This is a genomic window from Streptomyces anthophorae (assembly GCF_049310305.1).
Classification (GTDB): domain Bacteria; phylum Actinomycetota; class Actinomycetes; order Streptomycetales; family Streptomycetaceae; genus Streptomyces.
In genome coordinates this window covers 5,943,596-5,970,250 of the sequence record NZ_JBLWQQ010000001.1, presented here as the reverse complement: position 1 = coordinate 5,970,250, position 26,655 = coordinate 5,943,596, and the positions used below count along the sequence as shown (strand labels likewise).

Genomic DNA, 26,655 nt, shown 5'->3' with positions numbered 1-26,655 from the left:
GGCAACATGCGCCCACATGGCAAGAACTCGACCCTGCGCCCGCGGCGCCCGTGCTAAGGGAACACCCGGAGCGCGTCCCCGCCTCCTCCCACGACCGCGACCGCTCCGTCCCGGTCCGTCCTGAGCACGACCGAACCGCGCGCCCGCAGCGCCGCCAGGGTGCTGGGCGCCGGGTGGCCGTACGGGTTGTCGCGGCCCACCGAGATCAGCGCGACCCGGGGCGCGGCCCTGCGCAACAGCTCCGGATCCTGATACGCCGAGCCGTGATGGGCGACCTTGAGCACGTCGACCGGGGGCAGCCGGGCCCCCTGCGGCGTTCTCAACAGGGCGCGCTGCGCCGGTGGTTCCAGGTCACCGAGGAGCAGCAGGGTCATCCCCGCGACGCGGACGAGCAGGGTCACGCTCGCGTCGTTCGGCCCGTCCGGCGTCGGGGCCGGGTCCGGCGGGGGCCACAGCACCTGCCAGCCGAGCGGGCCCGTCCTGCGTCGCTCCCCCGCCGCCGCGCGCACCACCGGGACCCCGCGCCGGGCGGCCTCCCTCCGCACGAACGCCACCTGTTCCTGCGGCTCCTCGAACCCGGTCGTCTCGATCTGCCCGACGGCCCTCCCCCGCAGCACCCCCGCGAGCCCGGCCACATGGTCCGCGTGGAAGTGCGTGAGCACCACTGCCGGGACCCGGGTGACGCCCAGCGAACGCAGACACCGGTCGACGAGCAACGGGTCGGGCCCCGCGTCCACCACCACCCCGGTCCCCGCCCCCGCCGCGAGCACCAGCGCGTCGCCCTGTCCCACGTCGCACATGGCCAGGCGCCAGCCGGCCGGCGGCCAGCCGGTGACGCCCCGCACGAGCGGCGCGGGCCTCGTGATCACCAGGACGAGCAGCAGCGCGCAGACCCCGCAGATCCAGGGCGACCGGAGCACTCTGCGCCCGACGAGCACGAGGACCGCCGTGCCGAGCGCGAGCAGCGCCCCGCCGCGCCAGCCGCCCGGCCAGTCCACCCCGCTGCCGGGCAGGGCGGCCCCGGTCCTGGCGAGGTCCGCGATCCAGCCCGTGGGCCAACCGGCACACCATGCCAGGGACTTCGCCACCGGTATCGAGAGCGGCGCAGCCGCCAGCGCCGCGAACCCGAGCACCGTCGCGGGCGCGACCGCGAACTCCGCCAGCAGATTGCACGGCACCGCCACCAGACTCACCCGCGCCGCGAGCACCGCGACGACCGGGGCGCACACCGCCTGCGCGGCAGCGGCGGCCCCCAGGGCCTCGGCGAGCCGCGCGGGCACCCCACGCCCGCGCAGCGCCGCGCTCCACCTCGGAGCCAGCGTCAGGAGCGCGCCCGTGGCGAGCACCGACAGCAGGAACCCGTAACTCCGCGCCAGCCACGGGTCGTACAGGACGAGCAGCAGCACCGCCGTGGCCAGCGCGGGCAGCAGGGATCTGCGGCGCCCGGTGGCCACGGCGAGCAGCGCGATCAGCCCGCACGACGCCGCCCGCAGCACGCTCGGCTCGGGCCGGCACACCACCACGAAGCCGAGCGTGAGCGCCCCGCCGAGCACCGCGGTCGTCCGCAACGGCAGCCCGATCCGGGGCGCGAGACCGCGCCGCTCCACGAGTTGGGCGGTGCCGGGCGGGCCGATCAACAGGGCGAGCAGAATCGTGAAGTTGGCCCCGCTGACCGCCATGAGGTGCAACAGGTCCGTCTCCTCGAAGGCGGCATGCAGCTCCGGTGTCACGCGCGCCGTGTCCCCGACGACGAGCCCCGGCAACAGTGCGCGCGCGTCCGCGTCGAGCCCGTCCGTGGCCTCGCGCAGCCCCGCCCGCAGCGCCCCGGCCACCCGCTGCGACCGGCTCGGCGCCGCCACGACCCACGCCCGCTCCCCGCTCCCGACCCGCAGCACCGCCGCGACCCGGTCCCCCGCCACCATCGGCGGAGCGAGACTCCCCCGCACCCGCAACCGGGTGCTCGGCAGCACCGACAGCCATGAACTCCCCTGTACCGGCGCCGATTTGCCGGGACCGCGACGGGAATCGGCGCCCCGGTCGCCCACGCTCACCACGACCAGCACCGGCGTCCGCGTCCGCACCGCACCCCCGTCCGGCCCCGTCACGCGCACCACATCCGCCTCCACCAGCACCGACGTCGGCGCCGCGTGGTCACCGCGGACCCTCGGCCGGGTGAGCCGGGGATCGGAGGTCACCTCCAACTCGGCCTCCACCCGGGCGAATCGGGACCCGAGCCCGGGCACGGGGCCGCGCCGCAGATCTGCCCCGTGCAGACCGGCGGAGGCCGCCGCCGCGGCGGTGCACAGGAGCAGCGCCGCCGCCGACGGACCACGCCAGAGCGGCACCCCGCCCACGCCCCCTGCACGGCGACGCCCCACCACCAACAGCCCCGCCCCGCCCACCGCGCACACCACCGCCACGAGCCCCGCCCACCACGGCGAACCGGTCACCGCCAGCGCAGCCGTGCCCCACGCCGCGAGCGCGGGCGGCACCAACCGCAGGTCCAGCGGCCCTTCTTGACGCGGATGCGCGTCACCGAGCCGCCCCGCGGCACGCCGCCCCGACGCGGACGGCACCTCCCGGCCACCCGCCACGACCGGGCGGTCCACCGCCGCCCGGTCCGCGGCTGCCCGGTCCACCGCTCCCCGGTTCACGGCCGCACGAGATTCTGCAGATCCTCGAAGCGGCGGTCCCCGATGCCATTGACCTCGCGCAGTTCGTCGACGGAGCGGAACCCGCCGTGCTCCGTGCGGTAGTCGACGATGTGCTGCGCCAGCACGGGGCCGACGCCCGGGAGGGTGTCGAGCTGCTCCAGGGTGGCCGTGTTGAGGCCGACCGGGCCCGCGGGCGCCGACGCTCCCGCGGTTCCGCCCGACGGCGCGGCGGCGGCTGCCGGCGCCGGCTCGCCCACCACGACCTGCTCGCCGTCCACGAGGAGCCGCGCCCTGTTGAGCCCCGCGGTGTCCGCACCGGGCCGCACCCCGCCGGCCGCCCGCAACGCGTCCGCGACACGGGCCCCGGCGGGCAGCCGCCGGATCCCCGGCCTTCGCACCTTTCCGCCGACGTCCACGACGATCCCGGTCGCGCCGGTCGCCACGGGCCCCGGCCCCGAAGCGGCCGGGGAGGCGCCGCCTCCCGGGGGCTCCACGGCCCGCGGCGCCGCCGCCCGCACCGCCTCGGGTGCCCGCACCGCCTGCGTACGCCCCGCCCAGAAGTGCTGCACCGCGAAGAGCCCGACGACCGCGACGAGGACCGCCAGCGCCACGGCCCCTCGCCGCTCGACCCCGCACCGCGTCTGCACCCACAGCGGCAACCGGTCCCGCACGGCGAGCACGGCACGCCGCCGCCACGGGGACTCCGCGGGAGGCGGGGGCTCGACCGTCGGCCCGGTCTCACGCGCCCACGACGGACCGGCAGCGCCCGGTACCGCACCCCGCGCGGGCCGCTCCGCTGGCCTCACCGCCCCCGGCGGCGCGAACAGTGCCTCCGCCCGCAGCCGCGTCCGCTCCGCCTCGACGCGCCTGCGCCGCACGCGCCGCCGCACGATGTGCCGCTGCCTCGCGCGGCCGTCGGATGTGCGGCCGCGCCCCGGCCCGCTGGATGCCCGCGTCGTCCGTGTCCGTGATCGAAGTTCCATGACACGAGACGGTAGGCAGCACGCCGCCCACGAGTGGATCTTGCTCAATTCCCGGGGACAACCCGGCAGTTGTGGAAAACCCCGTCACCCACACGACCGACGACGGGGCTCGCATCGCCGCCCCGGCGCCCTACGTCCGGGGCGAGACCACGGCCCCCAGCAGCCCCGGCCCGGTGTGCGCCCCGATCACCGCGCCCACCTCGCTGACATGCAGCTCGGCGAGGCCGGGCACCTGCTCGCGCAGCCACTCCGCGAGGGCCTCCGCCCGCTCCGGCGCGGCCAGATGATGCACGGCCACGTCCACCTGCGCGCTGCCCGCCCGCTCGGCCACGATCTCCTGCAACCGCGCGATCGCCTTCGACGACGTACGGACCTTCTCCAGGAGTTCGATGCGTCCGCCGTCGAGCTGGAGCAGCGGCTTGACCGCGAGCGCGGACCCGAACAGCGCCTGCGCGGCGCCGATCCGGCCGCCCCTGCGCAGATAGTCCAGCGTATCGACGTAGAAGTACGCCGAGGTGCCCGAGGCCCGCTTCTCCGCCGCGGTCACCGCCTCGTCGGCGGTGCCTCCCGCATCGGCCGTCTCCGCCGCCGCGAGCGCGCAGAAGCCGAGGGCCATGGCCACCATCCCCGTGTCCACGACGCGCACCGGGACCGGGGCCTCGCGCGCGGCCAGTACCGCGGCGTCGTACGTCCCGGAGATCTCGGCGGACAGGTGCAGCGAGACGATGGCGGTGGCGCCGGACTCGGCCACCCTGCGGTAGGTCTCGGCGAACAGCTCCGGGCTGGGTCTCGACGTCGTCACCGACCGCCGCTTCTGGAGGGCCTCCGCGACCGAGCGGGCGGAGATCTCCGTACCCTCCTCGAGCGCCCGGTCACCCAGGACCACGGTCAACGGCACCGCCGTGATGCCGTGGCGCTCCATCGTCCGCTGCGGCAGGTAGGCCGTTGAATCGGTGACGATCGCGACATGGCGGGACATGCACCGGAGATTACCTGCCGCGGCCGGTGCACGGCAGCCCGGCCCCTACCCTCCGGCCCCGGTTCAAGTCGTGCTCTCCGGACGGGGTTTCTTCTCCCACGGATACACGGGGCGTACACCTGGCGGAGTGATCGCGGCCCGGTTCCGCTCCCGGTCCGGCTCCGGTGCGGGGCCCTGCCCGGCCGGCTCCTGCGTGGATTCGGTCGTCCAGTGCCGCAGCGCCCCGGCCTCCAGGTCGATCTGCGAACTCAGCGCGTCCAGGTCGTCGCTCGCGAAACGCCCTGCCCGGTCGCGGGCCGCGTGCCGCAGCGCGTCGGCGGACCGCGTGATCTGCTCCGTACGCGTCCTGAGCTCCGGCAGCACGCGCGCCACCTGCCCCTTGTCGGGCTCGCTCTCCAGGCGCTTGAGCTCGGCGTCCACCTCGTGCCCGTGCGCACTGAGGCGCTCGAAGAGGCCGAGGGACTCCTTGAGCGAGGGATCCTCGGTCACCCGCGCGTGCAGCGCGTCCTGCGTGGCCCGCATGGAGGTGCGCAGCTTCAGCCGCAGCTGTGCCACCTCGGCCGCCGCGCCGGGCTGCGCGTAGCTCTTGGCGCGCAGCGCGGTGTCCTCCACCGCCCGCCGCGCCTGCTCGACCTTGCGGTCCACTCCGCGCTTGGCGGCGCCGACCGCCTTCACCGTCACGTACCCCCCGAACGCCAGGAAGGCGACGAAGATCAGCGCAATGATCACTAGCACGGTTTCCATAGCGCTCTCTCCTCCAGGTCGCCCCGCCCCACCGCTCTCTCCACCGTAAACGGAGCGGGCAGGCCGAGGGTTCCAGCGGAACCCCCAACCTGCCCGTAGGGAACAACCCTGAGCACCGTGCGCGCGAACTACGCGGGGACGATGTTCACCAGCTTCGGCGCCCGCACGATGACCTTGCGGATGCCGGCGCCGTCCAGCGCGGCGACGACCTTCTCGTCGGCCAGGGCGATCTTCTCCAGCTCCTCGTCGGAGATCGCCGGGGAGACCTCCAGGCGGGCCTTGACCTTGCCCTTGATCTGGACGACGCAGGTCACGGCCTCGTCGACCACGTACTCGGGGTCGGCGACCGGGAAGTCCTGGTGGACGACCGAGTCGGTGTGGCCCAGCTTGCGCCACAGCTCCTCGGCGACGTGCGGGGCCAGCGACGCGACCAGCAGCACCAGGCGCTCGGCGACGGAACGCGGCAGCGAGCCTCCCGCGTACGACTTGACCAGGTGGTTGTTCAGCTCGGTGACCTTGGCGATCGCGGTGTTGAACCGCATGCCCTCCAGGTCGCCGCGCACGCTGTCGATCGCCTTGTGCAGGGCGCGCAGCGTGGCCACGTCGATGTCCGCCTCGGGCACGTCCACGACGGTGACCTCACCGGTCTCCTCGTCGACGATGTTGCGCCACAGGCGTTGCAGCAGCCGGAACTGGCCGACCACCGCGCGCGTGTCCCACGGTCGGGAGACGTCCAGCGGGCCCATCGCCATCTCGTACAGGCGCAGCGTGTCCGCGCCGTACTCGGAGCAGATCTCGTCCGGCGTGACGGCGTTCTTCAGGGACTTGCCCATCTTGCCAAGCAGCCGGGAGACCTTCTCGCCCTGGTAGTAGTACGCGCCGTCGCGCTCCTCCACCTCGGCGGCCGGTACGGCGATCCCGCGCGCGTCCCGGTAGACGTACGCCTGGATCATGCCCTGGTTGTACAGCTTGTGGAACGGCTCGGACGACGAGATGTGGCCCAGGTCGAACAGCACCTTCGACCAGAAGCGCGCGTACAGCAGGTGCAGCACGGCGTGCTCGGCGCCGCCGACGTACAGGTCGACGCCACCGGTGGGCATGCCCTCGCGGGGGCCCATCCAGTACTGCTCGATCTCCGGGTCGACCAGCTTCTCGCTGTTGTTCGGGTCCAGGTAGCGCAGCTCGTACCAGCACGAGCCCGCCCAGTTGGGCATGGTGTTGGTCTCGCGGCGGAACGTGCGCGGGCCACGGCCGTCGCCCAGGTCCAGCGTGACGTTGACCCAGTCCTCGTTGCGCGACAGCGGCGTCTCGGGCTGTGTGTCGGCGTCGTCCGGGTCGAAGGTGCGCGGGCTGTAGTCCTCGACCTCGGGCAGCTCCAGCGGCAGCATCGACTCGGGCAGCGCGTGCGCGATGCCGTCCTCGTCGTAGGCGATCGGGAAGGGCTCGCCCCAGTAGCGCTGGCGGCTGAACAGCCAGTCGCGCAGCCGGAAGTTGACCGTGCCGGCGCCGATACCCTTGCGCTCCAGCCACTCGGTCATGCGGGCCTTGGCGTCGGCGACGCCCAGGCCGTCCAGGGAGATGTCGTCGCCGCTGGAGTTGACCAGCTTCGCGTCGCCCGAGACGAACGCGTCGTCCCACGTCGCCGGGTCGGTGCCACGGTCGTCGGACGGCTCGACCACGCAGCGCATGGGCAGCTCGAAGGCGCGCGCGAACGCGAAGTCGCGGCTGTCGTGCGCCGGGACGGCCATGATCGCGCCGGTGCCGTAGCCCATCAGTACGTAGTCGGCGATGAAGACCGGGACCTGCTCGCCGCTGACCGGGTTGATCGCGTACGCGCCCGTGAAGACGCCGGTCTTGTCCTTGGCCTCGGCCTGGCGCTCGACGTCGGACTTGGCGGCGGCCTGCTTGCGGTACGCGGCGACGGCCTCGGCGGGGGTCGCGTGACCGCTCGTCCACACGTCGTGCGTGCCCTCCGGCCAGGCGCCCGGGGTGATCTTCTCGACCAGCTCGTGCTCGGGGGCCAGCACCATGTAGGTGGCGCCGAACAGGGTGTCCTGGCGGGTGGAGAAGACGGTGATCTTCTCCTCGCCGGATCCGTCGGCGTCCGGCACGGCGAAGTCGATCCGCGCGCCCTCGGAGCGGCCGATCCAGTTGCGCTGTTGCAGCTTGATCGCCTCGGGCCAGTCCAGGCCGTCCAGGTCGTCGATCAGGCGGTCCGCGTAGGCCGTGATGCGCATGTTCCACTGGCGCAGCTTCGACTTGAAGACGGGGAAGTTGCCGCGCTCGGAGCGGCCGTCGGCGGTGACCTCCTCGTTGGCCAGGACGGTGCCCAGGCCCGGCGCCCAGTTCACGGGCGCGTCGGAGGCGTACGCCAGGCGGTACTCGCCCAGGATGTCGGCACGCTCGCGCTCGCTCAGCCCGCTCCAGGAGCCGCCGCCGGGAACGGCGCGCTCACCGGTCTCGAACTGCTTGACCAGGTCGGCGATCGGACGGGCCTTCTTCAGGTCGTCGTCGTACCAGGAGTTGAAGATCTGGAGGAAGATCCACTGCGTCCACTTGTAGTACTCCGGGTCGATCGTGGCGAACGACCGGCGCTTGTCGTGGCCCAGGCCCAGGCGGCGCAGCTGGACCTTCATGTTCTCCATGTTGGCCTCGGTCGACGCGCGCGGGTGGGTGCCCGTCTGCACGGCGTACTGCTCGGCGGGCAGGCCGAACGCGTCGAAGCCCAGGGTGTGCAGCACGTTGTGGCCCGTCATGCGCTGGAAGCGCGCGAAGACGTCCGTGGCGATGTAGCCCAGCGGGTGGCCGACGTGCAGGCCCGCACCGGAGGGGTACGGGAACATGTCCATGATGAACTTCTTGGGCCGCGAAGCGACCTCCCGGTCCGCCTCGGTGGACCCCGCCAGGTCACCGCTCGGGTTCGGCGCCTCGTACGTGCCCTCGGCGTCCCAGAAGTCCTGCCAGCGTGCCTCGATGTCGGCGGCCATGGCCGCCGTATAGCGGTGCGGCGCGACCGCCGCCTCGGAAGCGGCGGCGGTGTTCGTCTCGCTCATGATCCTCAAAGCTCCATCGATCGTCTCTGCCAGCAGCCCAGCGCTTAGGAAATGAAAAAGCCCCTCGCACAGGAGGGGACGCCGCGCCGATTCCGACCACTCACCCCGGGGGCGGGTCGGGACTGATCAGCGCGGCTCGCTAAGCAGAAGGCGTACGGCACGCATGGCGTCAGGGTACCGCAGCCCTCGCCCGGCCCGCGACGGGCTTCCCCGGGGCCCACCGCACCCCAGTGGTTACTCGGCGTACCGCCCCCTATCAGGACAACGCAGCGAGCAAACATCTCGTAGATAACAGCGAGATAACTCAAACCTCGTACTGCCCGGTATGCCTCGATCTAGAGTGCGGGCCGTGGGACCACCGTGCCGAACCGTTCGGAGTCACCCCCATGAACCCTCGAACCCCTCACTCCCTGAACTCCCTTCGTACGACGCCGAGTTCACGCAACCCCGGCGCCGGCCGTCGCAGGAGAACAGGGCTGCTCATCGCGGGAGCCCTCCTCCTGCTGCCCGTACTGGTGTCCACCGGGGGCGACGCCGTGCGGGCGACGCTCGACTTCGGCGCGGGCGTGCTCTCGCTGGTCTCCCTGACCTCGTCCGTCGTCTGGGGCCTGGTCGCGTCCGACCGGGTCTTCCTCACCTCGCGCCAGCGGCTGCTCGCGCAGGCCGTGCACCGGATCACCGCGGTCGCCTCGCTGGTCTTCCTGCTGCTGCACATCAGCGTGAAGCTCGCGCTCTCGCACGTGACGCTGCTCGGCGCGCTGATCCCGTTCTCCGGGGGCTTCAGCGGCAGCGCGGGCCTGATCGGCCTGGGCGTGACCGCGGGACTCCTCATGATCACCACGGGCGTCACGGGCGCGCTGCGCAGCTCCATGGCCTCCCCCGCCCGGCTCGCCGCCCGCTGGCGCGCGACCCACATGCTCGCCTACCCGGCCTGGTGCTTCGCCCTCATGCACGGCCTGTACTCGGGCCGGCCCGCGAAGGCGTACGTGACCGTCCTGTACTGCCTGGCCCTGGTCGCGGTCGCCGGGGCGATCGCCCTGCGGGCCTCGCCGCAGGCCGTGCGGCGCAGGGTGGCGGTGCGCATCCTCGGATTCCTGGACGCGGGACCGCGGGCGAGCGGCACCAGGCGGGCCGGTTCACCCCTCCCGCAGCCCCGCACGGAGCCCACGCCGCAACACTCCTTCGAGCCCGCTCCCCCGATGCCGACATCGGCACCGACGCCGCCCCGGACCGACATCGGCTTCGCGGCCGCCTACCGCGCGGTGTCGTCCCTCCCCCGCTCGGAACTGCCCACCCAGTCCGTCCCGTACCTGGAGCAGCACTCGGTCCCGTACGTGGAGCAGCACCCGGCCCCCTTCGCGGAGCAGTACCCGGAGCCCACGGCGTCCGCGCCCGCCGAGCGCTGGCCCGCCCCCTCCCCGCCGCCACCGGCCCAGGCCCCGCCCTCCCTGTACGACCCCACGTACGACACCCCCTACGGAGGCGTGCCCGGCTATCCGCCCTCCTACGGAGACGGCACGAACAGCGGCGCCCACGAAGACCTCTACAACGAAGCGCCCGATCCCACCGAACCGCTCCCCGGCCCCTACCAAGCACCCGCTTCCGGCGAGCCCTGGACCACGCCCTACGGAGGCACGCAGTGAACACCGCACTGCCCGACGTCCCGGAAGTCCGGGTCGTCGGTCTTCCCCAGCTCACTTCGGGGTTCGACCTCGTGGAGCGGCTCGACCTCGACATGCACCTGAAGGTGCACGGACCGCTGGAGCCCATGGCGGGCGAACAGCTCGCACAGCTGGCCCAGGCGATATCCCTGCGCGGCCGGGGCGGGGCGGGCTTCCCCTTCGCCAAGAAGCTCCGCGCGGTCGCCGAGTCGGCGATCCGGCGCGGGGTGCGCCCGGTCGTCGTCGTCAACGGCAGCGAGGACGAGCCCGCCTGCCGCAAGGACACCGTGCTGATCAACCGGGCCCCGCACCTGATCCTGGACGGCGCCCTGCTCGTCGCGGAGGCGATCGGCGCGCGCACCCTCGTCATCGGTGTGACCCGCGACAGCACCGAGGCGTCGATGCAGGCGGCCCTCGCCGAGCGCGGCCTGTCGAACCGCCGCAATTCGCCGCTCCGCGCGCGCGTGCAGCGCAATCCGGTGCGCATGGTCACCGGCGAGTCCTCGGCCCTGATCCGCTCGGCGGACGGCGGCCCGCCGATGCCGCCGGGCCGCAAGGTCCGCGCCTCCGACTCCGGTGTCGGGGGCGCCCCGACGCTCCTGTCGAACGCGGAGACCTTCGCCCAACTCGCCGTCGCCGCCCGCACGGGGGCCGAGCGCTACTGCCGCACGGGCCTGCACGACGAGCCCGGCACGGTCCTGCTGACGCTCTCCGGGGCGGTCGCACGCCCGATGGTCCTGGAGGTGCCGTCCGGCGTCCCGCTGCGCTACGTGCTCCAGCTCGCGGGCGCTCCCCCGCTCCCCCAGGGCGTCCTCACGGGCGGCTATCACGGCAAGTGGCTGGACGGGGTCGGTGCGCAGGACGCCATCGTCTCCCGCGCCTCCCTGGAGGCCTCGGGCGGTGCGCTCGGCGCCGGGGCGATCCTGCCCATCGGGCCCGACACCTGCCCGCTCGGCGAGGCCCTGAAGGTGGCGCAGTGGCTGGCCTCGGAGAGCGCGGGCCAGTGCGGTCCCTGCTACCTGGGGCTGCCCGCGGCGGCGCGCGGCCTGGAGGACGTCCTGAACGGCGGCGGCCCGGCCGCCCTTGAGGCGCTGCGCGAGGTCACGCGCGCGGTGAAGCGGCGCGGGGCGTGCAAGCACCCGGACGGTTCGGCGGCGTTCATCGAGTCGACGATCTCGGCGTTCACGGACGATCTGGCCGCGCACGTCCTGGGCGCGGGCTGCGGCCGCCCGGTGCTCGGTGTGCTGCCGCTGCACGCGGAGGCGCCGGCGAGCTCGACGCCCAGCGGGAAGCGGCTCGCGGTCGACTGGACGCTGTGCCGGGGCCACGGCCTGTGCGCGGACATCGTGCCGGAGCTGCTCCAGTTGGGTCCCGACGGCTTCCCCACCGTCGCGGAAGCGGCGGTGCCCGCCTATTCGGAGGCGAACGCGGTACGAGCCGTGCGCCGCTGCCCCGCGCTGGCGCTGCGCATCGAGGAGGACGCGTCGGCGGCCCCGCAGGCCGGGCGGCCCGCGCGCCCCGCGCTCCCGCCGGGCCGCAGCCGGGCCCGGCGATAGCGGAACCTCCCCGGGCACACACGAAGGCGGGCCATCCGATTCGGATGGCCCGCCTTCACTTTCCTGTGGAGCTAAGGAGAATCGAACTCCTGACCTCCTGCATGCCATGCAGGCGCTCTACCAACTGAGCTATAGCCCCGCGCTTTGGTCCTCCGGGGGTTTCCTGTCGGTCTCCCCGGCGGCGTCGCCAACATTACACGGTCACCGGGGTGCATCACCAAATCGTTTCCCTTCCGCCCCCTTCTGTATGGAAAAGTCGCCGTTGACGACTACTAGTGTTCCCTCGTGTGACTGTGCTCGCCCTGCCCCGCACCCGCCACGCACCGACAGCGCTGGGAGCCTGCCTGCTCTCGTTCGCGGCCTTCGTGATCGCCCAGCGCGTGGCCGACGTCTCGATGATCGATCTGATGGTCTACCGGGCCGAGGGCTGGACGGTCCGCACGGGCGGCGACCTGTACGCACTGCGCGCGACCTACGCCGACCTGCCGACCACCTACCCGCCGTTCGCCGCGCTGCTGTTCCTGCCGCTGACGTTCCTGGACGTCGTGACCATGAAGGTCGCCGCGACCGCGCTGAACCTCGCCCTCCTCTTCGGCCTCGTCCACCTCTCGCTGCGCCTTGTGCGGCGCCACGCGCGCGTGGAGCACGCCCTGTGGGTGGCGGCCGTCGCCGTGTGGTGCGAGCCGGTGTGGACGACGCTGCGCTACGGGCAGGTCAATCTGCTGCTCGCCGTGCTCGTCCTGTGGGACCTGACGCGCCGGCCCGGGCACCGCTGGGCGGGCGTGGGGATCGGCGTCGCGGCGGCGATCAAGCTGACGCCCGCGCTGTTCGCCGTCTTCCTGTTGTGCACCGGGCTCGCGCAGTTGGCGCGGGGCGGGGCCTGGCGGCCATGGGTGCGCGGGGCGTGCGTGGCGGTGGGCTCGTTCGTCGGCGTGACCGTGCTGACGGCCCTCGTCCTGCCGCGCGACTCCCGGCACTTCTGGACGCGGATGGTCTTCGAGTCGGACCGACCGGGGCACGCCGAGGAGACCGGCAACCAGTCGCTGCGCGGCGTACTGGCCCGACTGCTGCACACCGGGGACCCCGGGGTGTGGTGGGCCCTTGCCGCCGCCCTCACGGCCCTCGTCGGGCTCACGGTCGCGGTCGCTTCGGCACTGCGCGGGCGGCGGGCCCAGGCGGCGCTGGCGTGCGCGACGACGGCGCTCCTGATCAGCCCGGTCTCGTGGTCCCACCACTGGGTCTGGTGCGTGCCGTTGGTGCTGCTCGTGTGGGAGTCGGGCCGCCAAAAGGCCGCGCTCGCGCTGGCCTTGGCGTTCAGCACGTACGCGCTGTGGTGGGTGCCGCACACCCACGGCAGGCCCGAACTCCACCAGAACGCAGGGGAATCGATGCTTTCGGCGCTCTACGTAGGAGTGGGCTGCGCCTTCCTGGCGTACTCCGCGGTCAGGCTCTGGCGAACGAGTAGAACCGCTTGAGCGTGCAGTGCTCGTCCAGGAGCCGGCCGTAGATCGGCTCGCCCTCCAACTCCCGATACGTCTCGATCGGGTCGCCTTTTATGATCAGCGCCCGCGCGCATTCCTCGCACCAGTACTGGTAGTCGGGGTTCAGCGGCTCCATGTCCCGCACGATGGGCGTGCCGCTGCCGCACCAGTCGCACTTCCTCCTGTGTGCACCCATGTGTTCCGCTCAGCTCCAGCTGTGGCCGCAGGCCGTGCACACGTACGAGATCCCGCCGTTGTCGCCGAGCATCTGGGCGACGTGGAAGGAGCCGCAGGACGGACAGTTGAGGGACGGGGCTTCTGTTGAAGCGGCCGGGGGCTCGGCGGATATCACTGCCATGCCGAGGAAGCGATCGGCTTCCTCGTTGATGCTCAAGGGCATCGCGCACTCCCTCCCCAGCGGGCCGCCTTCGTCGGTCGGACACAGCCCCGTTCCGGCCGTCCGATTCTGCCACGGCGGAAGCGACCCGGTCAGCGACGCCCGCGTACCAGTCCGGACACGACGTTCACCGAGGTATACGCCCCGGGCGCCGCCGGTGCCTCAAACCTGCCGCAAAATCGGCAACGAAAAATCCCGCCCCTGACGGGACGGGATCTTTGTTTCCTGTGGAGCTAAGGAGAATCGAACTCCTGACCTCCTGCATGCCATGCAGGCGCTCTACCAACTGAGCTATAGCCCCTCGCGTTCTTCCCCCTCCGGTCTTTCCCCCGGCGGGCCGAACAAGAAGAACTTTAGCCTGCGACCTGCCGGAAAGTGAAATCCGGCCCCTGCGGCCCCAGGGGCCGGTCCCGGCGACCTAGTCGTCGTCGCCGAGGACCGGTTCCGGCAGCGTGCCCGCGTTGTGCTCGAGCAGTCGCCAGCCGCGGGCGCCCTCGCCGAGGACGGACCAGCAGCAGTTCGACAGTCCGCCGAGGCCTTCCCAGTGGTGGGCCTCCAGGCCGAGCAGCCGGCCGATGGTGGTGCGGATGGTGCCGCCGTGGCTGACCACGACGAGCAGACCGTTCTCGGGCAGCTTGTCCGCGTGCCGCAGCACGACGGGCGCGGCCCGGTCGGCGACCTCGGTCTCCAGCTCGCCGCCGCCGCGCCGCACGGGCTCGCCGCGCTTCCACGCCGCGTACTGCTCGCCGAAGCGGCCGATGATCTCCTCGTGCGTGAGGCCCTGCCACTCACCCGCGTAGGTCTCGCGCAGGTTCTCGTCGTACGTGGCGTCGAGGCCGGTGAGCGCCGTCAGTTCGGCGGCGGTGGCCGCCGCGCGCTGGAGGTCGGACGCGACGATCGCGTCCGGCTTCAGGGAGGCGAGCAGCCGGGCGGCACGCCGGGCCTGGGCGACACCGGTCTCGGTGAGCCCGATGTCCGTGGTGCCCTGGAAGCGGCGCTCCAGGTTCCAGGCGGTCTGGCCGTGCCGCCACAGGACGACGCGCCGCCCGCGGGAGGTGCTGGTCACAGCACCTCCTCCGCCTCGGCGTCCGCGGCCTCGCGCTCCTTGGCGTGCTCCTCGCCCTTGCCGCGGGTGGCCTTGGCGTCCTCGGGAAGGTCGATCTCGGGGCAGTCCTTCCACAGCCGCTCCAGGGCGTAGAAGACGCGCTCCTCGCTGTGCTGGACGTGGACGACGATGTCGACGTAGTCGAGCAGGATCCAGCGGGCGTCGCGGTCGCCCTCACGGCGCACCGGCTTGGCGCCGAGCTCCTTGTTCAGCTTCTCCTCGATCTCGTCGACGATCGACTTGACCTGGCGGTCGTTGGGCGCCGAGGCCAGCAGGAAGGCGTCCGTGATGGACAGCACATCGCTGACGTCGTAGGCGATGATGTCGTGCGCGAGCTTGTCCGCTGCCGCCTGTGCGGCGACGTTGATGAGCTCGATGGAACGGTCAGTGGCGGTCACTACAAGGCTTTCCGTCGGCGGTCTGAATCCCCCGAGAGATCCCTCAGGGCAGTACCCCAAGGGTCTCACGGCCCGCCGACACGCCTCACGGTCACCGGCCGGTGTAGTCCTGACCGAGCACCACGGACACGTCCGCGTTCCTCGCCGCCTTGCCCTTCGTCACGGACGACGTCGGCAGGCCCAGGGTCTTGGCGACCTCCACGGCGTCCTTCTTGTGCGCGGCGTCCGCGTACGTGACCCGGGAGCTCGCGATCGCCGTTCCGGTTCCACCGGACACGAACGTGTAGCCGCCGTTGACCAGCGCGACCCGGGCCTTCTCGGTGCGGGCCTTGTCGCCGGTGGCGTTCTCGATGCCGACGCGCGGCGAGTCTCCGCTGGAGGGGGACTTCACGGTGCCGCCCAGCACGTTCTCGACCACGGAGTCCGCGGTGGCCCGGGAGATGGCGCCGCCGCTCTGCACCGGCAGCACCTCGCTCTTGTAGTCGCCCTCCTTGGCCCGGTCGGCCATCTTGGCGAGGAAGGCGCCGAGGTCCTTCTCGTTCAGCGACGGGTCGAGGATCTGGGCGAGCGTCTGCACCGTGGTCGTCGCGGCCTGCGGGTCGGACGACAGCTTGCGCAGCACGCCCTGCATGACCTGGCCGAACCGTTCCAGCTGGGCCGTCTGCGGCTCGCCCTTGGCGCGGTACGTCGCGTACGCCACGGCCGCCGGGCCGCTGAGGGTCTGGTCCGCCCCCTTGTGGACGAGGACGGTGCCCTTCTTCTCGGGGTCGGGCACGGTCGCGTCGGTGGTGACCTCGATGTTCCCGACGAGTTCGACGAGGTTGTTGAGGTACGGGGTGTCGAGCCGCCAGGTGCCCTGGATGTCGGTGCCGAGCAGGGTGTCGAGGCCGTCGCTCGTGCCGGAGGAGCCGTCCTCGTCGACGGACTTGGCGAGCGTGGTGCTGGTGCCGTCCTCGTCCGACAGGGCGAGGGAGTTCGGCAGCAGGACGGTGGTGGCCTGCTTCGTGGTCGTGTTGTTCACGAGCAGCGCCGTGGACGTGCCCCCGCCCTTGGTGTTGTGCAGGTGGAGCACGATGACGTCACGGTTCTGCGGACCGGTCGCGGCGGCCGCGCCCGTCTTCGCCGCGTCCTTCGACAGGAACGGCAGCTTGTCCTGGGACCAGAGATAGCCGGCGCCGCCGACCAGGCACAGGGCGAGGACGACGACGAGGGCGATGCCCCGGTTGCGGCCGCGGCGCCGGGCCTCCTCGCGCCGCTCGGTGCGCGACTCGGTGAACTTCAGCCAGTCGATGACGTCTTCGGAGTCCTCGTCCGGCTCCTCGACGAACTCGAACTGCTCGGTGCGGTAGTCGCGCTCGGCCTGCGGCGGCGCGGGCGGCGGGCCCTGCTGCGGGATGTACGCCGTCGCCTGCTGGGCCTGCTGCGGCTGCTGGGCCTGGTACGACTGCGGGGCCTGCTGCGGCGCTCCGCCGTAGGGGTCGTACGAAGGGGCCTGCTGAGGGTGCTGGGGCTGCTGTCCGGTCGGCTGCTGCTGCCCGCCCGCGTACGGGTCGTAACCGTATCCGTACGCGGAGTTCTGCTCGTACGACGGCGCCTGCTGGACCGGCCGGTAGACCGGCCGGCCGGACTCGTCATATCCGACCAGCTCGTAATTCTGCTGGTCGTAACCGTCGTATCGGTCGTTCACCGATGCCCCTCTCGGCGGTGCAGGGTTCAGTCGCCTCGGTACAGCTGGCGCTTGTCGATGTAGCGCACCACACCGTCCGGCACCATGTACCAGATGGGGTCGCCCTTGGCGACCCTGTCGCGGCAGTCCGTGGACGAGATGGCGAGGGCGGGAACCTCGACGAACGAGACGCCGCCCTCCGGCAGGCCCGGGTCGGCGAGCGTGTGGCCCGGCCGGGTGACTCCGATGAAGTGTGCCAGGGAGAACAGCTCGTCGGTGTAACGCCAGGTGAGGATCTGGCCGAGAGCGTCGGCACCCGTGATGAAGAAGAGGTCGGCCTCGGGGTTGAGCTGACGCAGATCCCGCAGGGTGTCCGTCGTGTACGTCGGGCCGCCGCGGTCGATGTCGATGCGACTCACCGAGAACTGCGGGTTCTCGGCGGTCGCGATGACCGTCATCAGATAGCGGTCCTCGGCCGGCGAGACCCGCTTGTCGCTCTTCTGCCAGGGCTGCCCGGTCGGCACGAACACCACCTCGTCGAGGTCGAACTGCGCGGCGACCTCACTGGCCGCCACCAGGTGTCCGTGGTGGATCGGGTCGAACGTCCCGCCCATGACGCCGAGGCGTCGCTTGGCCGGTGAGGCCCACTCGTGATCCGGGCCGCCGGCCGGGTTGTTGACCGGGCCGGTAGGCATGTCCTGCGCTCCCATGCGTGCAGAGCCTACTGGCCCGTTCCCAGTGGTCCCGTCCGGGCTCAGCGGTCGCGGTTGAACCGGGTGGTGATCCACAGCAGCAGGATCAGGATGATGAAGGCCGCACCGCCCGTCACGAGGGGGCTGAGGCTTTCGTGGTTGCCGCCGTTCTCGCCCTCGGCAGCGAGAGTGGCGAGCTGGGCAGCGGTGCTGTGGAGGCTCATCTTCAGCAGGACCTATCCGGTGTGGGATCGGGATAAAGACTTCTGACCCATCGTAAGCGGTGGGGTCAGTCGTCGCTCTTGTAGCCCCGCAACAGGAACCAGGCGAGGAAGACGGCGCCCAGAACGCCCACGATCAGCACGCCGCGCAACAGGTTTCCCGCCCCCTGGTCCCCGGCCGCGCTGATGACGTGATCGATGTGGTTCATGACGGTTCGCTCCTTCGGTGTGCTGCCCCGTCACGGTATATCCGCCTAGTGTGGACTCCACCTTGGGGGCACACCGGAAACGGCGAGACTCGCCGCACACACGGAACATGGGGGAAGTCGGATGCCCGACGAACCGAACGAGCAGCACGAGAACGTACCCAGCAGGCAGCGCAGGCGCTTCCCGGGGATCTCCTCGCGGGCGTACGAGCACCCCGCGGACCGCTCGGCGCTGGTCGCGCTGCGCAAGCTCAGCGGGTTCGACACGGTCTTCAAGGCGCTGAGCGGACTGCTGCCGGAGCGCAGTCTGCGCCTGCTGTTCCTGTCGGACTCGGTGCGGGTGTCCGACGAGCAGTTCACGCACCTCAACACCATGCTGCGGGACGCCTGTTACATCCTGGACCTGGAGAAGGTCCCCCCGATGTACGTCAATCAGGACCCGCAGCCGAACGCGATGTGCATCGGCCTCGACGAGCCGATCATCGTCGTCACCACGGGACTCGTGGAGCTCCTCGACGAGGAGGAGATGCGGGCCGTCGTCGGCCACGAGGTGGGCCACGCGCTGTCCGGCCACTCGGTGTACCGGACGATCCTGCTGTTCCTGACGTCGCTGGCGCTGCGCGTCGCATGGATCCCGCTCGGCAACCTCGCGATCATGGCGATCGTGACGGCGCTTCGCGAGTGGTTCCGCAAGTCCGAACTCTCCGCGGACCGCGCCGGGTTGCTGGTCGGCCAGGATCTCCAGGCCTCCATGCGCGGCCTGATGAAGATCGCCGGCGGCAACCACCTGCACGAGATGAACGTGGACGCGTTCCTCAAGCAGGCCGAGGAGTACGAGGCCGGGGGCGACCTGCGCGACTCCGTGCTGAAGATCCTGAACGTGATGCCGCGCTCACACCCGTTCACCACGGTGCGCGCCGCCGAGCTGAAGAAGTGGGCGGCGAGCCGCGACTACCAGCGCCTGATGGACGGTCACTACCCGCGCCGCAGCGAGGACAAGGACACCTCGGTGTCGGACTCGTGGCGCGAGTCGGCCTCGCACTACACGGACTCAGTGAAGACCTCGAAGGACCCGCTGATGAAGCTGGTCAGCGACATCGCGGGCGGTGCGGGCGACCTGGGCGGCCGGGTGCGGCGCGGCTTCGGGAACTTCGGCGGCAACGGCGGGGGCAACACCGGGAACCACGGCACCGCGGACGACGACCGCGAGAACTGACGGCCGCGAGAACTGAGCGGCTACACCTTCGGCTGGGCGTCCGGTGCGAGCGCGCCGCACAGCGCGGTCGCACTGTCCGTCGCGTACGGGTCGGTGCCGGCCGGGCCGCCCTTCTTCGCGCTCTGGCCCGCGAGCAGCGGATGCAGGTACCCGGCGGAGTCGGAGGAGCAGGCGAGCGGGCCGGCCTGGACGTAGGACACCAGCAGTTCGGTCTGGTGGTTGCGCAGGTCCTGGCGGTCGAAGCGGAAGTGCATGGAGCGGCGGACGGTGAACAGGGACGCCTGGGGCTTCTTGTCGCCGTCGGCCGCCTTCGCGTTCTTGTCGGCCTTGCCGGTCTTCTCGGTCTTCTCGGTCTTCTCCACGGGGCGCAGCGCGTAGACGAAGGTGTGGTCGGAGGTCACTTCGAGGGTGTTCGCGTCGGTCTCCGCCACGTGGAGTGCGCCGCGGACCCGGATGCGGGAGTCGGCGAGGGCGGTCTGCGAGGGGTCGAAGCGGACGAGCCAGCCGGTGGCCGCGTGCCGCCCGTCGGTGACCGGCCTGTTGACGCTCTGGTCGAACTGCGGGAGCTGCTGCGGGTCGATCAGCATCCGCACCGGGCGCACGGCGCCGCGCGTCAGCACGTCGGGGTCGAGCGAGGAATCGACGAGGTAGTCCTTGGCCGTGGTCAGCGCGGTGACGACCTGGCTGTCGGAGAAGTGCGCGGTGGCCTTGGGGTCCTGCGGGAGGTCGATGGCGCGGGCGGCGCGCTTGAACCGGGCGGCGGGGCTGTGCTCGTACAGCTTGTTCACGGAGTCGGCGCCGGGGACGCGGCCGGTCGGCGCGAGGGGTATGACGGTCATCCGCAGCGGTTCGGTGTTCCGGGCCATCGGCGTCGTCCGGTACGGGCTTCGTACGCCCATGTAGACCGCGGTGCCGAAGGCGATCACGATCAGGACGACGAGGATGACGGCCTGCCGGGTGAGGCCGCGGCGCAGCACGGGCAGGCGGCGCACGGCAGGCGAGTGGTCGGCGATGCGCTCCTGGGCGGAGAACTCCTGGAGCCGGGCAGCCTTGACGAACGATTCGTCGAACACGACGGATCGGTACTCTTCCTCGCTGCCGCCACTACCGGGACCGCTGTCCGGCGTCCCCTCCGGTGGGTCTCCTGGCCCGCTCATACCTTCAGGGTAGGTCTCCGCGACGCCAGGTAAACGCCCTGGTGCGCGTCAACTTCCCAGGCCCCCGCGCGAGCGCCCCGAGCGCCCCCTCACGGGGTCCGCGGGACCGCCGACACCGCGGGCTGGGAGTAGTCCGCGGAGGCGGAGGGAGAGCCCGGAAGGTTCTTCTCCAGTTCGGTCGTCGCGGGCGGCGGGACCTCGTCCTGGCTGCCCGAGGACGCGCCCCGGTAGACGGCCGTGAAGGCGAGGGCGACCATGCCGATGCCCATCAGCAGGGCGAGCGCCCAGGCGACGGGCCTGCGCCAGCGGACACCGCCCGCGGGGCGGCTCTCCCGGTCGAGCTCCTCCTCGTACAGTTCGTCCGACTCGTCCCCGTAGCAGCCGAATTCGCTGTCCTCGGTGCGGCCGTAGCCGTCCGCCTCGTCGTAGAACTCGTCGTCGGGCGCCGGCCGGATGCGGGCCCTGCGGGCCTCGGCCTCCTGGGCCTCGGCGCGCGCCTGCGCAGCGGCGAGCAGCCGCTCGACCGCGGTGGGCTCATGGACTTCCGCAGCCTTCACGAAGTCCTCGTCGAAGACCACGGAGGCGAACTCTTCGTCCCAGCCCCCGCGGTCGTGGTCGTCGTCGGGCTCCCAGCCGTCCGGGAACGGCGAGCCCCCCACGTCCTCCGGCACGCGTCCAGCCTAGACCGAAGGGGTCAATTTGGGCAGACGGTAAGGGAATTCATCGCGTGTGGCCGTCGCCCGTGACGATGTACTTCGTGCTCGTCAGCTCGGGCAGGCCCATGGGGCCGCGGGCGTGCAGCTTCTGCGTGGAGATGCCGATCTCGGCGCCGAAACCGAACTGGCCGCCGTCGGTGAACCGCGTCGAGGCGTTGACGGCGACGGTCGTGGAGTCGACGAGCTGCGTGAACCGGCGGGCCGCCTGCTGCGAGGTCGTGACGATGGCCTCGGTGTGCCCGGAGGACCACAGGCGGATGTGCTCGATCGCCCGGTCCATGTCGTCGACGACCGCGGCCGCGATGTCGTACGAGAGGTACTCGGTCTCCCAGTCGTCGTGGGTCGCCTCGACGACCTCCGCCTTGGACTGCGGGGCGTACCCGAGGATCCGCCGGTCCCCGTGCACGGTGACGCCCGCGTCGGCGAGCGCGTCGAGGGCGCGCGGCACGAACGCGTCGGCGATGTCCTTGTGGACGAGGAGCGTCTCGGCGGCGTTGCACACGGAGACGCGGTGCGCCTTGGAGTTGACGAGGATGTCGACCGCCATGTCGAGGTCGGCGTCGGCGTCCACGTAGACGTGGCAGTTGCCGGTGCCGGTCTCGATGACGGGGACGGTGGAGTTCTCCACGACGTTCTTGATGAGCGAGGCGCCGCCGCGCGGGATCAGCACGTCGACCAGGCCGCGGGCGCGCATCAGCTCGGTCACGGAGTCGCGGCTCTCGCCGGGGACGAGCTGGATCGCGTCGGCGGGCAGGCCCGCGCCGCCGACGGCGTCGCGCAGCACGCGGACGAGCGCGGTGTTCGACTCGTACGCCGAGGAACTGCCGCGCAGGAGCACCGCGTTGCCCGACTTGAGGCAGAGGGCGGCGGCGTCGACCGTGACGTTCGGGCGGGCCTCGTAGATGATGCCGACGACGCCGAGCGGGACGCGGACCTGGCGCAGGTCGATGCCGTTCGGGAGGGTGTTGCCGCGCACGACCGTGCCGACCGGGTCGGGCAGGGCGATGACGTCGCGCACGTCGGAGGCGATGGCGCGGACGCGCTCCGGGGTGAGCGTGAGCCGGTCGATGATCGCCTCGGGGGTGCCGGCCTCGCGGGCCTTGGCGATGTCCTTGGCGTTGGCCTCGACGATCTCGGCGGTACGCACTTCGAGGGCGTCGGCGATGGCACCGAGGGCGTCGTCCTTCTCGGCGCGCGGCAGGGCGGCGAGGTCATGGGCCGCGGACCGTGCGCGGTACGCGGTCTGGGTGACCGGGGTCATCGAGTCGTACGGGTTCAGCGGCAGCGACGTCATGCTCCGCAGGATATCGGGGGCGTGGGGGCGGTCCACCGTGTGTTTCGGGAGGTGAGACATGGCTCAAAACGGCCTGGGCCACAGGGGTGGAGGTTTCCGCCTCGTGAACGCCACAGTGCTTCTGCGCGCAGTTCCCCGCGCCCCTTGCCTAGAAGGGGTGGACGCCCACCGGAGTCGCGGGCAGTGGACCGTAGCCCTCGGCGATGCGCTGGTGGTAGGTCTGGCGGTCGATGACCTCCAGGCCGACGATCTCCCAGGGCGGGAGCTGGGACGTGCGGCGGTGTTCGCCCCACAGGCGCAGCGCCACCGCGGCCGCGTCGTGCAGGTCGCGGGCCTCTTCCCAGTAGCGGATCTCGGCGTGGTCCACCGCGTAGCGGCTCGTCAGCAGGAAGGGATGGTCGTGCGCGAGCTGTTCGAGGCCGCGGCGCACCTCCGCGAGCGGGGCCTCGGCGCCGGAGACGCTGAGCGTGACGTGCCACAGGCGCGGGCCCTCCTCGGCGCTCCCCTCGGTGGCCTCCCCCGCGGTCTCCTCGTCGTACGCGTCTCCCGCGGCCACGCTCGTCAGCGCCCGCTCCGCCGACCCTCGGGACCCCTTGGACGCGGCCCCCGGGCGCGCTCGTCTCACGACGGCCTCCTCTGCGCAATGGTCGTGCGGACCTTCCCCGGATGAATTCCCTGCCTCAAGAGTTGAGCAGGACACGGAGCTTCTTGGGGCGGTTTTGGGGAAGGTCCCCCACGGGTGGCAGGCTTTCGGCCTTTCACACAGGGGATTTCGAAGGCGCGCGGGGCGTTTCAAGCCTGGAGGATGACCAGGTCGTCCCTGTGTACGACTTCCCGCTCGTAGGCGGGGCCGAGGTCGCGGGCCAGCTCGCGCGTGGAGCGGCCGATCAACTGCGGGATCTCCTTGGCGTCGAAGTTGACGAGCCCGCGGGCTACGGCGCGCCCCTGCTCGTCGCGCAGCTCGACCGGGTCGCCCGCGCCGAACTCGCCCTCCACGGCCGCGATCCCCGCGGGCAGCAGTGACTTGCGCCGCTCGACCACGGCCCGGACGGCGCCGTCGTCGAGGGTGATCGCGCCCTGCGGCGTCGAGGCGTGCTGGAGCCACAGCAGGCGGTCGGCGCTGCGGCGGCCCGTGCTGTGGAAGTACGTGCCGGTGTCGCGGGCGGCGAGGGCGTCCGCGGCGTGCGTGGCACTCGTCAGCACCACCGGGATGCCGGCGGCCGCCGCGATCGAGGCGGCCTCGACCTTGGTGACCATGCCGCCGGTGCCGACGCCCGCCTTCCCGGCGGAGCCGATCTTGACGTGCGCTATGTCGCCGGGGCCGCGCACCTCGGCGATGCGGGAGCTGCCGGGCTTGCTGGGGTCGCCGTCGTAGAGGCCGTCGACGTCGGAGAGGAGGACGAGGAGGTCGGCGTGGACGAGGTGGGCGACGAGGGCCGCGAGCCGGTCGTTGTCGCCGAAGCGGATCTCGTCCGTGGCCACCGTGTCGTTCTCGTTGACGATCGGGAAGGAGCCCATCGCCAGGAGCTGGTCGAGGGTGCGCGACGCGTTGCGGTGGTGGGCGCGGCGGGCCATGTCGTCGCTGGTCAGCAGGACCTGCCCGACGCGGACGCCGTAGCGCGCGAAGGAGGCGGTGTAGCGGGCGACCAGAAGCCCCTGTCCGACGCTCGCCGCGGCCTGCTGGCGGGCGAGGTCCTTGGGACGGCGCGTCAGGCCCAGCGGGGCGAGTCCGGCGGCGATGGCACCGGACGAGACGAGCACGATCTCCCGCGCTCCCCCTCCGCGCTGCTTCGCCAGTACGTCGACGAGCGCGTCGACGCGGTCCGCGTCCAGGCCCCCCGCCGCCGTCGTCAGTGACGACGATCCGACCTTGACGACGATCCGGCGGGCGTCCGCCACGCCCTGCCGTGACGTCCCCGACGCTGCCCCAGTTGTTGCCCCTGACATGCCTGGCAATGTACGTGACCTGCCCCTTCGGCCGCTCTTGGGTTTCGAGGTACGGACAGGGCCGTGGACGCCCGGTAATCAGGAAAGGGAGTTGGTCCCCGCACATTCACGCCATTTGCCCGTGTTTCTGCTGCTTACGGCCCTGGAGGATTGCTAGGGGGCCACAGAAAGTCATACGGTCAGTGGTCAGCATTTCCGCGAGGTGGACCTCCCCCACGGTCCCCCCACCCTCCGAGACCCCCTGCCAGGAGCCCAGCCCGTGCCCTCCGCCGGACGTGCCTCGCGCCGCCTCGTGCAGCTTTCCGCGCTGTTCACGATGTTCGCGCTCTATGTGGCCCAGCTCGTCAGCGCGCTCGTTCCATACGTACCCGTCTTCGTCGCCGCGAGCGCGGCCGGACTCGCCCTCGACACTTACTTGCAGTACAAGCAGCCGGGGCTGCTCTCGCTGCTCGGCAAGATCCGCTTCGACGTGACGGTGCGGCAACTGCTGCGCGACATGCTGATCTTCGTCGGCCTGCTGCGCATCCACGGCATCAACCCGCTCGACGAGCAGGCGCCGCTGCTGGTCATGGTGCTCGCGATGTACCTGCTGCACTTCGCCTGTCAGGCGGCCGCGGTCCTGGTGCGCCGCACCCGCACCCTGCCGATCGTCACGCGCAACATCGACGCGTCCGCGCTGAACCTGTGCAAGTCGCCGCCGCGCCTCCTTGCCCGGCGCGCGGCCCACCGCCTGCTGACCTTCGCGATCCCGTCCACGCTCGGCCTGGTGATCACGGCCGCGACGACCGACGCGCTCTGGGGCGTCATCGGCATCGGCGTCTCGATCGCCCTGTTCCTCGTCGGCACGGTCTTCCTCGGCACGTGGCTGCTGCCGAAGAAGCGTCCGGTGAGCGACGCCAAGGCCATGGAGTGGCTCGACGCGTGGCTGGCCGAGTACCAGCCGACCGTCGGCATGTACTTCTCCGGCGGCACCACCTCCGCGTACCAGGCGAACATGTGGCTCTCCACGCTCGCCGACGTCGACGGCAAGCCGCTGCTCGTGCTGCGCGAGCGCTTCATGGTGAACAAGATCGACGCCACGGACGTGCCGATCATCTGCTTCCCGAAGGTCGCCACGATGTTCTCCCTGGAGAACTCGACGCTGAAGATGCTGCTGCACCCGGCGAACGCCGCGAAGACCTCGCAGGTCCTGCGCATCCCCACGATCAAGCACGCCTTCATCAACCACGGCGAGTCCGACAAGCTGTCGTCCTGCAACCCGTACGCGAAGGCGTACGACGAGGTGTGGGTGGCGGGCCCCGCGGCGCGCGACCGCTACCAGCTCGCCGACGTCGGCGTCGACGACAAGGACGTCGTCGAGGTGGGCCGCCCGCAGCTGGCCCCCATCCAGCTGGCGTCCGGCCCGGCCACCGGCGAGTACACGACCGTCCTGTACGCCCCCACCTGGGAGGGCTGGGACGGCAACCCGGGCAACACCTCGGTCATCCTCGCCGGCGAGAACATCGTCCGGCAGCTGCTCGACGACCCCAAGGTCCGGCTCATCTACAAGCCGCACCCGATGACCGGTTCGCAGGTCCCCGCCGCCGGTGAGGCCAACAAGCGGATCATGGCGATGATCCAGGAGGCCAACACCCGCCGCTCCGGCGCGCGTCCGGGCCCCGAGGCCGCCGTGGAGCTGGAGCGCCGCTTCGAGGCGCTGAACGAGCTGACCTCAACCAAGTTCCCCAAGGGCACCGACGAGCAGGAGCGGATGCTGCTCCAGGGCAAGCCGGACGGGAACCGGGCGGCCGCGGTGGCCGAGGCGACGGCGGCGTGGGAGGAGGCGTACTGGGCGTCCTTCCCCGAGTGGGAGCACCTGATCATCACGCAGGCGCGGCCCGCGATCTTCACCTGCTTCAACGCGGCCGACGTCCTGATCTCCGACGTCTCCTCGGTCGTCTCCGACTGGCTGAGCAGCGAGAAGCCGTACGCGGTGGCGAACACGTCGGGCCTCACGGAGGACGAGTTCCGCACGGGCTTCCCGACGGTGCGGGCGGCGACCGTCCTCTCCCCCGAGGCGACCGAGATCCCCGACCTGCTCGCGGTCGTCCGCGGTGAGGCGGAGGACACGCAGGCCGAGGCCCGTGTGGCCCTGAAGGAGCACCTCCTCGGCCCCTCGGACCCGCCCTCCATCGACCGGTTCAACGCGGCCGTGCGGGCGCTGTGCGCGAAGGCGGACGAGCGGCGGGCGCGGATGGCCGCGCGGGGCGAGGACGAGGTGCCGTCGGTCCGCGAGGACTCCGTCGAGGAGCAGGTGGCGGAGGTTGCGGAGGCGGAGCCGGAGTCGGAGGACACGGTTACTGCGTAGTGCTTGACCTGTACGCGCGTGGGGCCCGGGAGAACTCCTCCCGGGCCCTTTCGCGTACGGGGTTGTGTTGCCCCACCGCGGCTGCGGCCACAGGGCTCCGCCCGGCCCCCGCGCCTCAATCGCCTGCCGAACCGGCGTCACGGCCACGGGGCTCCGCCCCGGACCCCGCGCCTCAATCGCTT

General features: G+C 71.8%; 23 protein-coding genes and 2 tRNA genes. 5 read left to right on the top strand and 20 right to left on the bottom strand.

The window, feature by feature from the left end; genetic code table 11:
* Positions 1-53: 53 nt before the first annotated feature.
* The 5 genes from ACNYS0_RS27055 to leuS all read right to left on the bottom strand — a co-directional run bounded on the left by ACNYS0_RS27055 (position 54) and on the right by leuS (position 8,413).
* Positions 54-2,594 (bottom strand): ComEC/Rec2 family competence protein, encoded by a 2,541-nt coding sequence (locus ACNYS0_RS27055; protein WP_422482789.1) that lies wholly within the window; start codon positions 2,592-2,594, stop codon positions 54-56.
* A gap of 56 nt (positions 2,595-2,650) precedes the next feature.
* Positions 2,651-3,637, bottom strand: coding sequence for a ComEA family DNA-binding protein (locus ACNYS0_RS27050; protein WP_422477038.1), 987 nt, complete (start codon positions 3,635-3,637; stop codon positions 2,651-2,653).
* A 130-nt stretch (positions 3,638-3,767) separates the two neighbouring features.
* Positions 3,768-4,616 (bottom strand): DegV family protein, encoded by an 849-nt coding sequence (locus ACNYS0_RS27045; protein ID WP_422477037.1) that lies wholly within the window; start codon positions 4,614-4,616, stop codon positions 3,768-3,770.
* A 63-nt stretch (positions 4,617-4,679) separates the two neighbouring features.
* Positions 4,680-5,360, bottom strand: a complete 681-nt coding sequence (locus ACNYS0_RS27040) for a hypothetical protein (protein ID WP_422477036.1) — start codon at positions 5,358-5,360, stop codon at positions 4,680-4,682.
* Positions 5,361-5,488: 128 nt separating this feature from the next.
* Positions 5,489-8,413 carry a leucine--tRNA ligase gene (gene leuS / locus ACNYS0_RS27035; protein ID WP_422477035.1) on the bottom strand — a complete coding sequence of 975 codons (2,925 nt, stop codon included), beginning with the start codon at positions 8,411-8,413 and terminating at the stop codon, positions 5,489-5,491.
* Positions 8,414-8,799: 386 nt separating this feature from the next.
* On the opposite strand from leuS, the gene ACNYS0_RS27030 reads away from it, so the two are divergent.
* Together ACNYS0_RS27030 and ACNYS0_RS27025 are read left to right on the top strand one after the other, a co-directional pair.
* Positions 8,800-10,056, top strand: a complete 1,257-nt coding sequence (locus ACNYS0_RS27030; protein ID WP_422477034.1) for a ferric reductase-like transmembrane domain-containing protein — start codon at positions 8,800-8,802, stop codon at positions 10,054-10,056.
* Positions 10,053-11,630, top strand: coding sequence for an NADH-ubiquinone oxidoreductase-F iron-sulfur binding region domain-containing protein (locus ACNYS0_RS27025; RefSeq protein WP_422477033.1), 1,578 nt, complete (start codon positions 10,053-10,055; stop codon positions 11,628-11,630). Before ACNYS0_RS27030 ends, ACNYS0_RS27025 begins: the two co-directional genes overlap by 4 nt.
* A gap of 66 nt (positions 11,631-11,696) precedes the next feature.
* Here the strand turns inward: ACNYS0_RS27025 and ACNYS0_RS27020 are convergent.
* Positions 11,697-11,769: transfer RNA gene (locus ACNYS0_RS27020), tRNA-Ala, on the bottom strand.
* A gap of 148 nt (positions 11,770-11,917) precedes the next feature.
* On the opposite strand from ACNYS0_RS27020, the gene ACNYS0_RS27015 reads away from it, so the two are divergent.
* Entirely contained in the window at positions 11,918-13,105 is a 1,188-nt protein-coding gene (locus ACNYS0_RS27015) for a glycosyltransferase 87 family protein (protein WP_422477032.1), read from the top strand.
* Here the strand turns inward: ACNYS0_RS27015 and ACNYS0_RS27010 are convergent.
* From ACNYS0_RS27010 to ACNYS0_RS26970, 9 genes are all read right to left on the bottom strand, one after another.
* The gene (locus ACNYS0_RS27010; RefSeq protein ID WP_266719727.1) at positions 13,074-13,307 is read right to left on the bottom strand and encodes a hypothetical protein; all 234 of its coding nucleotides are present in this window, start codon (positions 13,305-13,307) and stop codon (positions 13,074-13,076) included. The two genes, ACNYS0_RS27015 and ACNYS0_RS27010, sit on opposite strands and share 32 nt — an antisense overlap.
* 9 nt (positions 13,308-13,316) lie before the next feature.
* Positions 13,317-13,511 carry a hypothetical protein gene (locus ACNYS0_RS27005; protein WP_422477031.1) on the bottom strand — a complete coding sequence of 65 codons (195 nt, stop codon included), beginning with the start codon at positions 13,509-13,511 and terminating at the stop codon, positions 13,317-13,319.
* A 225-nt stretch (positions 13,512-13,736) separates the two neighbouring features.
* A tRNA-Ala gene (locus ACNYS0_RS27000) sits at positions 13,737-13,809 on the bottom strand.
* Positions 13,810-13,926: 117 nt separating this feature from the next.
* Positions 13,927-14,574, bottom strand: a complete 648-nt coding sequence (locus ACNYS0_RS26995; protein ID WP_422477030.1) for a histidine phosphatase family protein — start codon at positions 14,572-14,574, stop codon at positions 13,927-13,929.
* Positions 14,571-15,011 (bottom strand): ribosome silencing factor, encoded by a 441-nt coding sequence (gene rsfS, locus ACNYS0_RS26990; protein WP_385770651.1) that lies wholly within the window; start codon positions 15,009-15,011, stop codon positions 14,571-14,573. Before rsfS ends, ACNYS0_RS26995 begins: the two co-directional genes overlap by 4 nt.
* Positions 15,012-15,102: 91 nt before the next feature.
* Positions 15,103-16,698 carry an LCP family protein gene (locus tag ACNYS0_RS26985; RefSeq protein ID WP_422477029.1) on the bottom strand — a complete coding sequence of 532 codons (1,596 nt, stop codon included), beginning with the start codon at positions 16,696-16,698 and terminating at the stop codon, positions 15,103-15,105.
* A 26-nt stretch (positions 16,699-16,724) separates the two neighbouring features.
* Positions 16,725-17,387, bottom strand: coding sequence for a nicotinate-nucleotide adenylyltransferase (gene nadD / locus ACNYS0_RS26980; RefSeq protein WP_385770655.1), 663 nt, complete (start codon positions 17,385-17,387; stop codon positions 16,725-16,727).
* Between the two features lie 44 nt (positions 17,388-17,431).
* A complete protein-coding gene (locus ACNYS0_RS26975; protein ID WP_327663392.1) occupies positions 17,432-17,593 on the bottom strand; it encodes a hypothetical protein in 162 nt (53 codons plus the stop codon).
* Positions 17,594-17,658: 65 nt separating this feature from the next.
* On the bottom strand, positions 17,659-17,799 hold the full coding sequence (locus ACNYS0_RS26970; protein WP_422477028.1) for a hypothetical protein: 141 nt from the start codon (positions 17,797-17,799) through the stop codon (positions 17,659-17,661).
* 121 nt (positions 17,800-17,920) lie between these two features.
* On the opposite strand from ACNYS0_RS26970, the gene ACNYS0_RS26965 reads away from it, so the two are divergent.
* Positions 17,921-19,012, top strand: a complete 1,092-nt coding sequence (locus ACNYS0_RS26965) for a M48 family metallopeptidase (protein ID WP_422477027.1) — start codon at positions 17,921-17,923, stop codon at positions 19,010-19,012.
* Between the two features lie 20 nt (positions 19,013-19,032).
* On the opposite strand, the gene ACNYS0_RS26960 is transcribed toward ACNYS0_RS26965, so the two are convergent.
* From ACNYS0_RS26960 to proB, 5 genes are all read right to left on the bottom strand, one after another.
* On the bottom strand, positions 19,033-20,169 hold the full coding sequence (locus ACNYS0_RS26960; protein WP_422477026.1) for an SCO2583 family membrane protein: 1,137 nt from the start codon (positions 20,167-20,169) through the stop codon (positions 19,033-19,035).
* Between the two features lie 89 nt (positions 20,170-20,258).
* Positions 20,259-20,840 (bottom strand): SCO2584 family spore wall biosynthesis protein, encoded by a 582-nt coding sequence (locus ACNYS0_RS26955; RefSeq protein WP_422477025.1) that lies wholly within the window; start codon positions 20,838-20,840, stop codon positions 20,259-20,261.
* A gap of 49 nt (positions 20,841-20,889) precedes the next feature.
* Positions 20,890-22,179, bottom strand: a complete 1,290-nt coding sequence (locus ACNYS0_RS26950) for a glutamate-5-semialdehyde dehydrogenase (RefSeq protein ID WP_422477024.1) — start codon at positions 22,177-22,179, stop codon at positions 20,890-20,892.
* 148 nt (positions 22,180-22,327) lie between these two features.
* A complete protein-coding gene (locus ACNYS0_RS26945; protein WP_422477023.1) occupies positions 22,328-22,804 on the bottom strand; it encodes a hypothetical protein in 477 nt (158 codons plus the stop codon).
* 167 nt (positions 22,805-22,971) lie between these two features.
* The gene (gene proB, locus ACNYS0_RS26940; RefSeq protein ID WP_422477022.1) at positions 22,972-24,126 is read right to left on the bottom strand and encodes a glutamate 5-kinase; all 1,155 of its coding nucleotides are present in this window, start codon (positions 24,124-24,126) and stop codon (positions 22,972-22,974) included.
* 259 nt (positions 24,127-24,385) lie between these two features.
* Here proB and ACNYS0_RS26935 point away from each other — a divergent pair, with 259 nt between their 5' ends.
* Positions 24,386-26,473, top strand: coding sequence for a hypothetical protein (locus ACNYS0_RS26935; protein WP_422477021.1), 2,088 nt, complete (start codon positions 24,386-24,388; stop codon positions 26,471-26,473).
* Positions 26,474-26,655 lie beyond the last annotated feature (182 nt).

Coding starts and splice junctions, on each gene's coding strand:
- ACNYS0_RS27050 (WP_422477038.1), bottom strand. CDS start 3,637: ATGGAACTTCGATCACGGACACGGACGACGCGGGCATCCAGCGGGCCG.
- ACNYS0_RS27045 (WP_422477037.1), bottom strand. CDS start 4,616: ATGTCCCGCCATGTCGCGATCGTCACCGATTCAACGGCCTACCTGCCG.
- ACNYS0_RS27040 (WP_422477036.1), bottom strand. CDS start 5,360: ATGGAAACCGTGCTAGTGATCATTGCGCTGATCTTCGTCGCCTTCCTG.
- leuS (WP_422477035.1), bottom strand. CDS start 8,413: ATGAGCGAGACGAACACCGCCGCCGCTTCCGAGGCGGCGGTCGCGCCG.
- ACNYS0_RS27030 (WP_422477034.1), top strand. CDS start 8,800: ATGAACCCTCGAACCCCTCACTCCCTGAACTCCCTTCGTACGACGCCG.
- ACNYS0_RS27010 (WP_266719727.1), bottom strand. CDS start 13,307: ATGGGTGCACACAGGAGGAAGTGCGACTGGTGCGGCAGCGGCACGCCC.
- ACNYS0_RS27005 (WP_422477031.1), bottom strand. CDS start 13,511: ATGCCCTTGAGCATCAACGAGGAAGCCGATCGCTTCCTCGGCATGGCA.
- nadD (WP_385770655.1), bottom strand. CDS start 17,387: ATGGGAGCGCAGGACATGCCTACCGGCCCGGTCAACAACCCGGCCGGC.
- ACNYS0_RS26975 (WP_327663392.1), bottom strand. CDS start 17,593: ATGAGCCTCCACAGCACCGCTGCCCAGCTCGCCACTCTCGCTGCCGAG.
- ACNYS0_RS26970 (WP_422477028.1), bottom strand. CDS start 17,799: ATGAACCACATCGATCACGTCATCAGCGCGGCCGGGGACCAGGGGGCG.
- ACNYS0_RS26965 (WP_422477027.1), top strand. CDS start 17,921: ATGCCCGACGAACCGAACGAGCAGCACGAGAACGTACCCAGCAGGCAG.
- ACNYS0_RS26960 (WP_422477026.1), bottom strand. CDS start 20,169: ATGAGCGGGCCAGGAGACCCACCGGAGGGGACGCCGGACAGCGGTCCC.
- ACNYS0_RS26950 (WP_422477024.1), bottom strand. CDS start 22,179: ATGACGTCGCTGCCGCTGAACCCGTACGACTCGATGACCCCGGTCACC.
- proB (WP_422477022.1), bottom strand. CDS start 24,126: ATGTCAGGGGCAACAACTGGGGCAGCGTCGGGGACGTCACGGCAGGGC.